This is a genomic window from Pararhodonellum marinum, assembly GCF_015354735.1.
GTDB lineage: Bacteria > Bacteroidota > Bacteroidia > Cytophagales > Cyclobacteriaceae > Pararhodonellum > Pararhodonellum marinum.
On sequence record NZ_JACEFJ010000002.1, the window covers coordinates 539074 to 553769 of the forward strand.

The 14696-nt window shown below is 42.9% G+C and carries 7 protein-coding genes; 2 read left to right on the forward strand and 5 right to left on the reverse strand.

All coding sequences use genetic code 11. The features are described from left to right. Positions 1 to 73: 73 nt before the first annotated feature. From H1A14_RS06150 to H1A14_RS06160, 3 genes are all read right to left on the reverse strand, one after another. Entirely contained in the window at positions 74 to 1654 is a 1581-nt protein-coding gene (locus tag H1A14_RS06150; RefSeq protein WP_194775336.1) for an amidohydrolase family protein, read from the reverse strand. A 54-nt stretch (positions 1655 to 1708) separates the two neighbouring features. Next, the gene (locus H1A14_RS06155; RefSeq protein ID WP_194775337.1) at positions 1709 to 3034 is read right to left on the reverse strand and encodes a metal-dependent hydrolase family protein; all 1326 of its coding nucleotides are present in this window, start codon (positions 3032 to 3034) and stop codon (positions 1709 to 1711) included. Positions 3035 to 3251: 217 nt separating this feature from the next. Continuing rightward, positions 3252 to 4433: a helix-turn-helix domain-containing protein gene (locus H1A14_RS06160; RefSeq protein WP_194775338.1), complete on the reverse strand. Its 1182-nt coding sequence runs from the start codon at positions 4431 to 4433 to the stop codon at positions 3252 to 3254. A gap of 299 nt (positions 4434 to 4732) precedes the next feature. Here H1A14_RS06160 and H1A14_RS06165 point away from each other — a divergent pair, with 299 nt between their 5' ends. Continuing rightward, a complete protein-coding gene (locus H1A14_RS06165; protein WP_194775339.1) occupies positions 4733 to 5929 on the forward strand; it encodes an ATP-binding protein in 1197 nt (398 codons plus the stop codon). A gap of 119 nt (positions 5930 to 6048) precedes the next feature. Here the strand turns inward: H1A14_RS06165 and H1A14_RS06170 are convergent, their stop codons facing one another. Continuing rightward, on the reverse strand, positions 6049 to 8832 hold the full coding sequence (locus H1A14_RS06170; RefSeq protein ID WP_194775340.1) for a family 78 glycoside hydrolase catalytic domain: 2784 nt from the start codon (positions 8830 to 8832) through the stop codon (positions 6049 to 6051). A gap of 32 nt (positions 8833 to 8864) precedes the next feature. Continuing rightward, the gene (locus H1A14_RS06175; protein ID WP_194775341.1) at positions 8865 to 11081 is read right to left on the reverse strand and encodes a metallophosphoesterase family protein; all 2217 of its coding nucleotides are present in this window, start codon (positions 11079 to 11081) and stop codon (positions 8865 to 8867) included. Between the two features lie 340 nt (positions 11082 to 11421). Here H1A14_RS06175 and H1A14_RS06180 point away from each other — a divergent pair, with 340 nt between their 5' ends. Beyond that, positions 11422 to 14682: a SusC/RagA family TonB-linked outer membrane protein gene (locus tag H1A14_RS06180; protein ID WP_194775342.1), complete on the forward strand. Its 3261-nt coding sequence runs from the start codon at positions 11422 to 11424 to the stop codon at positions 14680 to 14682. The last annotated feature ends 14 nt before the right edge of the window (positions 14683 to 14696 follow it).

Consider the following 14696-nt stretch of genomic DNA (forward strand, 5'->3'; position numbering starts at 1 on the left):
GTATAATCTTTTGGAAATGGAATCAGAGGTGTTTTAGAACAAAGTGAACCAGATAATACGAGACCATAAGATTCTAATTTTCCACATCCCTCCTTATTGCTTTACCAGGCCTCACTTCCATAACCAATTCACCGTCCTCTATGACAGGGGTTCCGTTGACCAACACGTATTTCATGCCCTCAGCGGTGAGGTAGGGTTCGGTAAAAGTAGCTCTATCTTGAATGGTTTCCGGATCAAAAACAATGATATCCGCGTCCATTCCTTCCTGAATCCTCCCTTTATATTTCATTTGGTCCACTGATTTTTCTAGGATTCTTGCCGGATAGAGGGAGGATTTAGCAAGGGCTTCAGATAGGCTCAGGGCTTTTCTGTCCCTTACATAATGGCTCAAAAGGCGACTGTAGGTACCTGCACTTCTGGGATGGGCAAAGGCATTTTCATTCAGTGGCCAAGTATTGTCATCAAACAAATCATCTGTGGTGATGTCTACCCAAGGCATGGCATCTGAAGCTATTGATCCTCCAGGGAACAAAACCGATTCCTCCAAGATGGATTCATCTTGGGGCATGTTCAGAAAACGGAAAACGATTACTGACCCGGGGTTTTTCTTCCGAATATTTTGGAATTCCTCTTCTGTTAAAGGCTTTCCGTTCAATTCTATTTGTTCCGCTTTGATGTTTTTTCTTTCTATCCCTTCTTTATTGAAAAGTGCAGCACCAATAGTTGTACTGGAAGCCCCATAGGTATAGCTTTCTGTAGTGATTGGCAAACCGCTTTTTTGAGCTTGAATAATCATTCCCCGAGTGGTCGAAACATCTCTTAGACTACTGCTGTTCAGATGACAAATATGGTCCTGACTGCCCGTGGCAGCCGAGAAGGCAATAATCTGTCCCACATATTCTGCGGCACTTTTGGGATCGCTTGGAAAATCCCCACTGATGTGTGTAAAAGTTGGCACTTCATAGGTGGCTGCCAAGGCATGAACAGCCATAAGTTCTTTAAAGCCTCCTCCCGGGGCATAACCAGCATTGATGCCAATGCCTATCGATCCCTGTTTTATTCCCTTCTCCTCTATTAGCCTCAATATATTATCGATCTGTTTTTCATCGGCTGGATCATTCACCCATTTACTCAGAGAAAAAGCACTTTGAAACCACCTCAAATCTGGCTCCATGGGTATTTCTTCCATTGTTTCTATTCTGGCGAAAGTCCAGGCGGCAGAGGCACCATAGTTGAGGATTCTGCCTTTACTCTCCATGCTTTCATACCACGGACCAATGGGTAAAATGCCGGATTCCAATTCCAAAGCCGTGGTCACGCCATCAAATGCCTGCATCCGGTCTGCTGTCAAAGTCTGTCCATGGGCATGCAGATCAATAAATCCCGGTGCCACCACCAAACCCCGTGCATCGATTGTTTTTTGGCCGGATATATCCGAATCGGTTATCAGAACAATCTTTCCTTTTTCTATCCCCAGATTACGTACCGCATCCAGTTGGGTTTCAGGATCGATTACCCTGCCATTTTTGACGACGATTTCAAAATTCTGTTCTTGGGCTTTTTGTCCTTGAGGTGAACACGCAAATCCCAAAAATGCCAAAATAAGCAAATAGTTGAATTTTCTTTTAATTGCGTTGTAATTGTCTTTTTTCATGATCGTAAGTTTAAAATTAAAGGAACCCAGAGGCTAATTTCAAAGGAAATTCAATCAATTCAGCTTGTTTTTGTAAATCTCCCCATCCTTCATAATCAACAGGAATTTCTCCCCAGGATTGGCAATTAGGTCAAGATTTCTTATCGGATTTCCATCCACTAAGATCAAGTCAGCATAAGCTCCCTCCTCAATTACCCCTAAGGCATTTGGATAAGGGTTTCGAGGACCTGACATCCGAAGTAATTCTGCATTGGTGGAGGTGGCCATTTTGAGTACTTCATATGGACTGTACCATTTGGACAGCTTGGCCAGTTGTGCTCCTTGCCTCGAAGCCAATTTGGCATCAAATAGGGCATCGGTGCCAAAGGCTACTTTTACACCGTGTTTTTTGGCATAGTTGTAGGCATTTTCAGTTCCGGCTACCATTTGAAGTTGTTTTTTTCGATTTTCGGAGCCCTCCTTAAAGGGTATGGCATCCTCATCATCCAAAAAGGGTTGCAAACAAAGCCAAATTCCTTTTTCAGCCAAAATCTGAGCCGTTTCCTCGTCGATCAACTGCCCATGCTCCACACATTTGACACCTGCCTTTACAGCTGATTGAACGGCTTTGGGAGTGTAGGCATGGACGGTAACATAGGTTCCCCAGTTTTCCGCCGCTTCCACCGCAGCCCTGAATTCGGCTTCTGTGTATTGAGTTACATCCAGAGGATCATAATCCGAAGCCACACCACCCCCTGCCATCAGTTTGATCTGAGTAGCGCCTTGTCTTAGATTTTCCCGGGTTCTCATCAGCACCTGATCAGCACCATCGGCAACACTGGTCATGCCTGTCTGCTCCAAATAGCCCATGGGGCCACCAATTTGTCTCGGCACGTCGGTTGGCATCCCAAAATCCCCATGACCACCGGTTTGGGATATGGTGGCGCCGCTTGGATAGACCCTTGGGCCTTTGACCAAACCCTGATCGATGGCTTTTTTCAAACTGATAGAGGCTCCACCAAGATCTCTTACAGAAGTAAACCCTCTCATCAACTGGTTCTCTGCACTTTTTACAGCAAAAAGATTGATGTAAGCAACGTCTGACGACATGGCCACCTGCTGAGGAATAGATTCCATCAACAAATGCACATGCGCATCAATCAATCCTGGCATTAAAAACTTTCCTTGTCCTTCTATGATTTGGGTATCGGCCCTTCTGTTGACTGGAATTGGTGTGGTAGAGACCTTGCTGATCAAGTTGTCCACAATCAATACATTTCCTTTTATGGTCGCCTCGTCTTTTCCATTGAAGATTTCCACATTGTTGATGAGGATATTTTTTTGCCCATAGGTGGTATATGTCCCCATGCAGGCCAAAACCAGAAGTAAATAAAATCTCATAGCGTTTAAGTTGTTTGATTGCAGTTTCAAAGTGAGTGTAAAACTTCGTGTGCTGGAAAAAACGACATTCTTATAAATTTAAGCTTAAAGGCACAACATTCACTTAAAAAACAATTAATTGTGTTTCGTTTCAAAAAACAAGACACATTCTTGGTGGTTAAGGAGAGCCCTTCCATCTCCGACAGTTTTGCAAATAGGAAACGAGGTAAAAAAGTTTTTACTTATTTAGGATTTTACTCCTTGATCCGTTAAAATAAGCCGAGGGGGTCATCCCTTTTATTTTTTTGAAGGCTTGGATAAAGGCACTTCGTGAACCAAATCCCACTTCTCTGGCAATGCCTTCCAAGGTAAGGTGTTCCCAGTTTTTTTGATGGTAATGGGAAACCATATACTCCACTCTATACTGGTTGATTAGGTCCGAATAACTCATCCCAAATCCCCGATTGATGATTTGTGAAAGGTGGTGTACGGGCAAATCCAAGGCCTCTGAAAGTTGGGAAATGCTAAAACTAGCCTGCAAAAAAGGTTCATTGAAAGTCAAGTAGTCTTCCACCTTACATTTCCCTTGCAGAAGTTCTCGATCGTTTAGTTGAAATTTTTTGGCATTATCGATGTTCTCTTCCGTTTTTGAATCCTCTTTGGGATCTTGAAAAACCTTGTTGTATAATATAGAAGGGTTGAATAAAAGAGAAATGGCCACACTGAGTAAAAGGAAAACAACGGGCAAGTCCACAATTTCCCGCATATTGGGCATTACAGGCTGAAAAATAAAGACTGAAAGCAAGACCACATAAAAAATCAGCAATTGAGTCATCAAACCTAAAAGCCAGTAAATGGCATAAGGAATGGGCATGTTTAAAACCGGAAGTTTTCTTTTTTCTTTAAAAATCAAATAAAGGGCGCAAAAGGTGTAAACTAAGCCTACCACGCATTTCAATTTGGGATGAAGAAAATCAGGCAAAAAACCTTGCCCATGTGCTGCCATGAGTCCGGGACTTTCCATCAGAAAAAGGATGAGTTCCCTTTTGTATTCGGCCCCTTTAAAATAAAATGGGAGCATCTCCATGCTGTGGAGAACAGCCGGAATAAAGTGTAGAAAATCCCACTTTCTAAACGAACTTTCACCATAAAGCATCCCTCTGACATACAGAAACAAAACGGCGGGTGTTAGATAATGGAAGGGGAAATTGCTTCGAAAAAAATGAGGATTATCGATCAGGATATTGGTATAAGTGAAGCTGTTGGTCAAAATCACATAAGAGAGTCCCCACAAACCCACCGCCAATAAAGCATTGTTGAATCTGTTTTCTCCTTTGAATACCAACAGCAGAATAGCACAAAGGATACCAATCAGGCTAGCTCCTATGGATAAGCCAAATAAAAACAGATTTATTTCCAAAACGGTGAAGATAGATTAGTAAATAATCCTAAACTAATCAAATCAATCAATAAACACAAAACCCATCAAGTATTTTCGAATGGCGAAGATTGGTTCAGATCTAAATTGAATAGGTTCTTTTTTGGACAGCAAATCGACTTGGTTTAAGTACGGTAATATTCCATTTTATTTTATATATATAAAGTCCCTATAGTCGAAAATTCACTCTTTTTAATTTTTTCTTAGATCGATTTTGGTTAATTTTGTCGTTACAAATTGACAATTTATAATTAATTATGTCGATTGTAAAAGACAAAAATATGGAAATTTTGTACTCTTATCACGACAATTTAATAAAACAGGTTAATAATTCCTTCTTTAGGTATCTCTTTAAAGAGATTCATTGGGACCAAAGGATGCTGGCTATAAAAGGACCCAGGGGGTCCGGTAAAACCACCCTGATGCTACAATATATCCGCTTTCTGCTTCAAAAACCTAGGGAACAGGTCCTGTTTATCACAGCAGATCATTATTGGTTTTACACACATAATCTAGTAGAAACAGCAGATGAATTTTACAAAAACGGAGGTCGATACCTGTTTATAGACGAGGTTCATAAGTATCCAAATTGGTCAAGAGAGCTTAAAAATATTTATGACGGATATCCAGAAGTAAGGATTGTATTCTCATCCTCTTCAGCATTGGATATCTATCGAGGGGAGTCTGATTTGAGCCGTAGGGTGATCACTTATGAGTTGCCCGGACTTTCTTTTCGTGAGTTTTTGGAATTGGGAGGACACGGTAAATTTCCGAGCTACGATTTGGTAAACCTGATACAAAACCATCACGAAATAGCCATTGATATCTTAAACAAGGTCCAACCATTGCCTTTGTTCAAGAAATACCTAAAGTATGGTTACCTACCCCTGTTTCATGAAGGATCACCAGAAGAAATACCAATAAGACTTAACCAAACCATAAATGCTGTTATTGAAACAGATTTGGGTCATATTCAAGAATATGGAGCTGGAACTGCCTTTAAAATAAAAAAACTACTGGGGGTAATAGCTGAATCAGTTCCATTTAAACCTAATATCTCAGCGATTGCCCGTAAATTGGAAGTGAGCAGAGATTCTATTTATTCTTGGTTTTCCTTCCTTGAAAATGCCCGCCTACTCAACTTACTAACAATGGAAGGCAAAGGCATATCCTTGTTGCAAAAACCCGAAAAAGTTTATCTCGAAAACACTAATCTTGCCAATGCTTTGAGCCTACAGCCTGATTTAGGTTCAATAAGAGAGACTTTTCTATTGAACCAGTTGCTCAATAAAAAAATAAAAGTTACCCTTCCTGATAAAGGTGATTTTCTTGCGGAGGGAATCCATATTGAAGTCGGAGGAAAGAACAAGTCCAGTAAACAAGTGAGAGGTCAGGACACTTTTTTGATAGCTTCTGATGGTATTGAAACTGGGTTAAAAAACAGAGTCCCTTTATGGCTGTTTGGTTTTTTGTATTAAAAATGACCGATAAAATTCTTCCATAATTGATTAAGGGAAGAAATACAATTTTGAATTTGATTTTTCCATTTAAGCGCTACCTTTTATTCTAAATCTCAACATATGTTCTCAAAGTGGTTTTATTCCTTAATCCCCTTAAAGTCATACACACCCGACCCCAACTCCAGCACCAGTTTATCTTGCTGATCTGAAATTATTTTGATGCCATGAGCTTTGTCTAGTGCTGTATTGCCTTCCTCAAACCGATCATACAGATGCCGGGGAAGGTGTACCTCGGCAGTGGTATTGCCGGGGACTTTTATGGTCCAGTTAAAGGCATTTTCAGCATTTTCCCATTCACTGAGGATCTCGCCTCGGATGGAATAATAGCTAACTTTGGCACTTTCATCCTTGTCGATGTAGGGTTTTAGGATGAATCTTTTGAATCCCGGTGCTGCCTCGTCTGGATTGATGCCCCCCAGAGAACGGAAATACCACTCACTCACCGAACCGAACATGGGGTGGTTGTGCGAATTGTTGAGGTCTTCTTTCCAATGCTCCCAGAGGGTGGTTGCACCGCTTTCCAGCATAAATCCATAGCTGGGATATTCCCTTTGATTGAGCATGGTGTAAGCCACCTCCTGAAGGTCTTCTCTCCGCAATACATCGTAGATCATTTTGGTCCCAAAGATCCCTGTACTGATATGTCCCTTGTGACGGTCCATCACCTCACTGACCAAAACAGATTTTGCTTTGTCACGAAGGTCTTGACTTGGAGGGAAATCGTACCAAAGTCCGAAAGTTTGGGTGATTTGACTCGGCTCTTCTGTGAATTGACCAGAATCCTCCCTTAGAAATTCCTCATTGATCTGGGCTTTGATTCTTTCAGCTTCATCCCCGTATTTCTTAGCATCAGCTTCTTTATTCAGGATCTTTGCAAAATCCGCAAAAAGCTTGACATTGTGGTAATAGAAAGCGGCACTCGTGAGTTCAACCGGTTTGGGGTCAAGGGCCACATGGTCACTCAAACCATGCCTTACCAGGCCATCCCCGTTTTCTTCTGCATAGCTGATCATAAAATCCACCATTTTTTTGGTGGCAGGATAATGGTCCTCCAAGACGGCTTTGTCCCCATAAAACAAATAAAGTTGGTATTGCACAAAAGGATAGGCAAGTTGCCACCCTATGGGTCCTGAGCCCTCACCCATGCCCTCGGAATCTATGCCATTGTAGGGGGCAGTCTCGGGCATACCACCATTGGGCCTTTGGTCATCCCGGAAGTCCTTCACGGTTTTGGTATAGAATTGGGCCATGTCAAAATTATACAGATAGGCCTCAGCAGCAGTGACAATGTCTCCCCCATAGCCGAACTTTTCCCTGCCCGGGCAGTCAGACTGAATGCTGAATACATTGCTCAGCATGGTCCAAAGCGTCACATCCTGGACTTGGTTGAACAGTTCATTGCTGGATTGAAAATCCCCCGCTTTTTCCAAGTCTGAATTCAATACAATACCCTCTATCTGATCAGCAGTCAAGGTGCCAGGGTATCCGGAGATCTCCACATACCTGTAAGCTCTAAAGGTAAAGGTTTGCTGATAATTCTCAGAACCTTCCCCATTCATGATGTAGGTGTCTTCCTGATAGGCAGTTTTCGGTGCACCCGGCCCACCGCTCAGGTTCCAGACCTCTTTGATGTGACCGGCTACAGTGGTGTTCCCGTTGACTCGGCCATTTTCAAAGAGCAGTTCGCCAAAATGCATTTTGACCTCTGTTCCAGATTCACCTTTCAGGTTTTTCAGCCTCAGCCAACCGGCAAAATTCTGTCCCATGTCCACCACAAAAATACCCGGTTCTGGGGAGGTGATTTGGGTTGGTGTCAGAGTTTTGGTATGTCGGATCGGGGGTGCCATTTGGGCTTCTAGCTTGCCCCCAGGGCCCTCCATCATCTTCACTTCCTGCCAGTTGCTGTCATCATAGTCAGGATCCTCCCAGCCCTTTAAGTTTCTTCGAGCATCATAAACCTCTCCCAAATACACGGAGTTTTTGAGCAGGGGGCTTTCTGCCCATTTCCATGTTCCATCACTGAATATTTTTGCTTGTGTACCGTCTTCAAAAGTGATCTCCATTTGGGCGATCAGCTGGGGTGCCCCTATGGCCAAAAATTCTCTGAGGTTAAATCTTCTAAACAACCCTAAAGGCAAGGGATTGTACCAGCCATTGCCCAGATGGACAGCCAGGGCATTGTTTCCTGACTTTAGATGATCCGTAACATCATAGGTACTGTACAAAACCCTTTTGCTGTAGTTGGTCCATCCCGGATCCAATACCTGATCACCGATTCTTTCACCATTCAAAAATGCTTCATAGTATCCTAGGCCGGTGATGTACAGTTTGGCCTCTTTGATGCCTTTATCTAAAGCAAAGGTTTTTCGGAAATAGGGACTTGGCATTTCCTCATAGAAATCTTCCCGTTTTTCGGGCATCGGTCTTCCGTCCCCGATCCAAGCCGCCTCCCAATCACCTTCTCTAAGCCCCATTTCCAAAAAAGCATCCTCACTGAAACCTGATGCCTTGTCTTCCTGATCCCATATTTTCACCTTCCAAAAATACCTGATTCCCTTCTCCAATTTTGGACCGCTGTATTGGATCTGAATGTTTTCAGTTTCCATTTTTTTACCGGAATCCCACCAAAGCGCCTCTTCATTTTCATGCTCAGTATGCACTTGTATTTGGTAGGCGCTTTGATATATACCCCTTTCCGAACTTTCGATTTCCCATGAAAAGCGTGGAGTATCGGTGTCAAGCGCCAAAGGATTTTCCAGGTACTCGGTCTTAAGGTTTTTTAATTCTATTTGCTGGCTTTTCTGGCAGGAAAAAAGTGCCAAAATTAAAAGGGGAGCGATTAGCAATTTGGGATAGGTCATAGGTGTGGGTTTTTTATTATGCTGTTAGCGCATTAGGTTGTGTAGATGTGTTCTCCGGCAATGTGTTTGATACCGCCATACCAAAGTGCCTCTTCTTTTTTAGGAAGGAGCGCCGCTCCATTGATTTCACTTTGGCTTTGGGTATTTGAGTCCATACTTATTGTAATATCTTTTATGAAAGCCCCAATGGACTGATTTTCCCCATCATTGACAGTCCAGGTACCCAAGTTAATGGCAAATCTGTCCAAATTTAAGTCTGCCCATCGGTGTTCTTCCTTTTTATTAAAATCTGACTTAACGTCTATTTGAATCTCTGCCCAGCCTGACCAAAGTGATCCAAGGTCAAAATGTTGAGGAGGGACTGTCCTCAATTCGCTGTATTGTCCACCAATGCCAAAAAACATTTTATTAAAGGAATAAACTAAATTTACCCGCTTGTAAGACTTTTCAAAACCTTCAATCCAAATGAACACGCCATTGAAACTGTCCAGAAGGGTATTATCCTTATCAATCCGAAGTTGCAATTTGATGGTAGGTTGGGCCCCTTTTGACAGGGCTATTACTTGACACAATTGATTGAGCGTTTGAGGCATTCGGTCTTGACCTGGAATATGGAAACCCCTTTTTTTCGAGAACAGATACAGGGCTTTGTCTGAATCTGTTTCAGGATCCGGCCTAACTTCCATCCGATTGGAAGGGTTTTCATCTTCCTCATAGCGATATCTTTTGTTCCAGTATTCCAAGTCCTTTTCAAAATCACCGTTGATCAATGTTTTTTGCACGGGCAGTTCCCATTTATGAAGGAGCCAGAGTGGGTAATCACTTTCATTGAATTCCGGAAAGGATTCTGGGTAATTAAAATCCTGTCGGGTCACCGTCCGATATCGAATTTTGGCTTGATCACCATGGACATCTACCAAGCAGATGCCCTGAACGGGACCTCCCGTAAGGTCGGCTTCTCCGAAAGCCCTAGGCCGGTACCCTGCTGCCGGTAGGTTGATGAAGTGGATTCCTTTATAAGTACGGGCTGTTTTTAATGAAGCTTTCAAAGGAATGTGAACATGGCCTGACAAGGCATATTTAACATTACCATGTTTGGTGATGATGTCAAGTACTTTTCTTTTGACATCCACACTTTCTACATAATTTATCAAAGGGTCAATACCTATAGGTAAGAGCGGCACATGGTGAAAGAAGATCGTGGGTCGGTCTTTGTTTTTTTCAAGATCTTTCTCCAGCCAATCAAAATAATGGGGATGGGTTTCCCAGAAATTCCTTCGCAAAGGATCTGGCCATACGACAAAGTGCCATTTGCCTAAATCAAAAGCATACAAAATTTCCTTCATGCCATTCATGGCCTTTTGGGCCCTAAAAAAATTGGTGAATCCTTCCATGTTGTATCCAGGGGAAAACTCGATGTTGTAGGCAGTTTCATGGTTGCCCACGGTCCATAATGTTGGGCACTCAACTCTTTTCAAGAAATCCAACAAGACCAGGTAGTTGCTCCATTGACCTTTGGAATCTACAATGTCCCCAAGGACCAAATTAAAAAGACAATTGCCATGATCTTTGATCAAGGCTACACTATCCTCAATAAAGGCGTTGTGGACCTTCATCCTGGTGGTGCTGTCATTCGATTCGTCACTCGGGTCGCCACCCTGCGGATCGGCCATGATGGCAAAAGTGAATTGATCTCCCGAGAAATTGACCCCGACTTCCCGCATATCCAAGTACCCGATTTCTTTATCCAAAAGATAATTTACCTCGATTTTGGTTTGTTCTATCTGCCATTCAAGTTGAGACTTGGCAAGAAGTTCTTGAATCGTAAATCTAATGGAATCCTTACGGGTATCGATGCTCACCTGCGTGTTGTCTTTCACGTCCTTGAGCCACAAGACCATCACATCAGATTTATCCAGGCTAGTCATACTGGTAAATGTGTGATTGGCTGTCAGGGAGTCTTCACTTGGGTTAAAATTGTAGGCTTGGGTTTTATGTATTTCACCTCCCTTGACACGGATCCTTCCAGAGACTTCATTGAGTTCCTCAGGAGATTGACTGCTGAAGGAAACCCTTAGCAACACCATTCCTTCCTCATTGAGTAGGTCTTCAAGGGAAGTGATCGGAGGAAAGATTTCTTGTAGGGAAAAGGGGTAATGGTTTGAGGTTATTCCTGCCATTCCTTTTGGACCAAGCCAAGCAGTAGAAAGACTGAGCCCAAAACCTTTCAAAAATTTCCTTCTTTGCATATTTTTTAAAACTAACTATAATGAAATTTCCCTAAAGCAAAGAAAAATCCGAGACAAACTATCCTATACTCTCCTGCTCAATCGGATATTCTGGGAAGAAATTTTATCTTTTATGTACTCAGTTACAAATTATTTTTTTCAAAGACAGGTAATATAAAAAATTTTATGGATGAGGGGATTACTAATTTTTTGTATCTCTAAATCCTCCCTGAAAGTACAGGATGGTTTAAAATTCAAAAAATCCAAAATTTATCATAGACTTGGGAAAGTCACTAATTCAATAGGATTGACAAAAAAAGTAAAACTAAATAATTAAACCCTAATCAAAATAACTGTTCTTATGAAAAAAAGTATACCAAAATGCCAGATGCGTTTTTGGCTTTTCTTCTCTTCAGCCCTGCTCCTTTTTGGGGGAATTGGATTATCAGAAGCAGCCGCCAAAACTTATGCATCGGGCTTTGAAATGACCATGATTGAGCAACAGGCTCAATCCGTGATTCAAGGGATTGTAACTAGCACTGGCGATAACGCCACCCTTCCCGGGGTGAATGTACTGATCAAAGGTACCAGTATCGGTACAGTGACTGACATGGATGGGCGATATTCGATAGAAGTGCCAGACGGAAATGCCGTTTTGGTATTCTCTTTTATTGGCTTTGCCAATCAGGAAGTAACAGTCGGAAACAGAACCACAATCAATGTGGGACTCGAACCTGATCTGGCCGCACTCGAAGAAGTAGTCGTGATTGGCTATGGTGAAAAAAGCCGTAAGTTGATGACCGAGTCTATCGGAACAGTGGGGTCCAGGGAAATCAATCAGTTGCCTGTAGCTTCTGTGGATCAAGCCATACAGGGCCGGATTTCCGGTGTGCAGGTGACGAGTGTGGATGGTACTCCAGGAGCTCCTGTGGCCATTCGGATAAGAGGTGTCGGTACCGTTGGCAATACACAGCCGCTGTTTGTAATAGATGGTGTGCCTGTGGGCAACAACAGTGATCAGAGAACCAACCCCTTGTCAACCATCAACCCTGCTGATATAGAAAGTGTTTCCGTATTAAAAGACGCTTCAGCTGCTGCGGTATATGGAGTACGGGCAGCCAACGGGGTCGTATTGATCACTACCAAAAGAGGAAAAACCGGTAAGCCTACCATCAATATTGACAGTTATTATGGGGTCCAACAGGTCCCCAGATTCAATGAATACAATTCCACAGGAGAATACCTCAGTCTGACCCAAAATGCTTATGACAATTTCAATGCCCAGAACAATTTGGTGCCAGGAGATGACAACTTTCAGTTTTTGCACCCAGATCTCCAGGAAGGAAGTCCAATTCGGAACCGGAACAATAATTTGGCTTGGAGAGATGCTGCCTTAAATCAGGGTGCCCCTATCCAAAACCACAACATGAGTGTATCAGGTGGAGGTGAAGGCTACAATTACTTTGTTTCCGGAGGATATTTCAACCAGCAGGCCACTGTAAATAGGTTCGATATGGACCGATACACCTTCCGGGCAAATTCAGACTTTAGGGTAAACAACCGGGTGAGAGTTGGTCAAACCTTTACCATTTCCTACCAACAAATTGAAAGGGGTATGAATGGTGGAGGTGATGGATTTCTGCTTCAAAACTCGGTAACCATGCCTCCCTTTTTCAATATTTTTGAAGATCCGAACAATCCAATCCCGGGAAACCGCTATGGGTATGACGGAAACGCCGATTTAGGGGGGCTGACCATCGGAAATCAAGTTGGTATTAACGAAATAATCGCCAATTTTGATAGAAGGACCCGTATGCTGGGAAGTATCTATGCGGAGGTCGACATCATTGAGGGATTGACTTTCAGGACTGTTGCTTCTGCGGATATGATCAACTCCAGAGATGATTCCTGGAGACCGGAGTACTTGGTGGCTGAAATGGGATTGAACAGACCGGGAAATGAATTCAATGACAACAGAGGCGAATCCATCACGCAGGTTTATACCAACACCTTCAATTACAACAAGAGTTTTGGAAACCACAACATTGATCTTTTAGCTGGGTTGGAATATCAGCAGCTTCGGGGGACCAGTCTCGGAGTAAGGGGTTCTGACTTTATCAGTAATAGCAGGGATTTTTACCGTGTTGTCAACAATGGACGTGGCACTCCCAATATTGGAGGAGGAGCCGGTCAGTCTTCATTTGTAGGCTATATAGGAAGAGCCAGTTACAACTATGGGGATAAATATTTGTTGACTGCAACTGTAAGAAGAGATGGCACATCAAATTTCTCACCCGTGGACAACAGAAGGTGGGGTACCTTTCCCTCTTTTTCAGGAGCTTGGAGATTGAGTGAGGAAGGATTTTTCAATAGAGGTAAAATAAGTGATCTGAAATTGAGGGCCAGCTGGGGGCAATTGGGCAATGCCAATACACAGCCTTTTCCCCATATTTTCAGGGTGTCTACTACTCCTGATTATGCTTTGGGTGGTTCGAATACAGTTCAGGCCCCTGCACCCATCAACTTTGTCAACCAAGACGTGGTGTGGGAAACTGTGGAAACTTTCGACATTGGTTTTGACATGTCCATGTTCAACAACAAACTGGACATCTTGGCCACTTACTATGACAGGACTACAAAAGACTTTCTTTTCAATCTGCCGTTGTCTTTTGTGACTGGATTTACAGGAACCCCTGTTAACTTGGGAACAGTAAGTAACAAAGGGATAGAGCTGGAAATAGGATATAATACCACTTTTGCCAATGGCCTTCAAATGAGGATAAGTGGCAATATAACAACAGTCAGAAATAGATTGGAGGAATTGGCTCCTGGATTGGAAGAGTTTACTGCGAGTGATATTTACAGGACTGCGATCGGAAGACCGATTGGATATTTCTTTGGATATCAAACCGACGGCTTGTGGCAAAGCCAGGCAGAAATTGATGCCGTATTCACAGGAGGTTTTAGAGATGCCTCTTCTCCACAGGGACCCCGACCTGGAGATGTCCGGTTTTTGGATATCAATGGACCGGGTGAAGAAACCCAGTTTTCCGGAGAACCTGATGGCTTGATTGATTTCAATGACAGGACTTACCTGGGCAAAACCATCCCGTCTTATTTTTATGGACTGGGCATGGACTTTACCTTCAAAAACTTCGATATGTCTATGTTATGGCAGGGAGTAGGTGATGTTCAGGTATACAATGAAGTCAGGAGAAACGGACTGAATTTGGGTGGAGCCGGCAGGAATATGTTGATAGAAACCCAGGAAAGATGGACTGGTCCAGGTACCAGTAATTCTGTACCAAGAGCCATATCGGGTGACCCCAATCAAAACAACCGATTCTCTGATCGATTTGTGGAAAATGCCGGATTCTTTCGCTTGAGAAACATACAGATCGGTTATTCATTGCCTAGATCCATTACAGACCGTTGGACTGGCTTCAACAGTGGAAGAATTTATTTTGGAGGTTCCAACCTGTTTACTTTCACCAACTACACCGGTATGGATCCAGAAGTCATGACTTACGGATCTAACTCCTCACAAACAGGTGCCGGAACAGACAGAGGTAACATGCCTCAACCGAGAATTTATCAAATGGGTATCCAACTATCATTTTAACATAAGCTATGAAA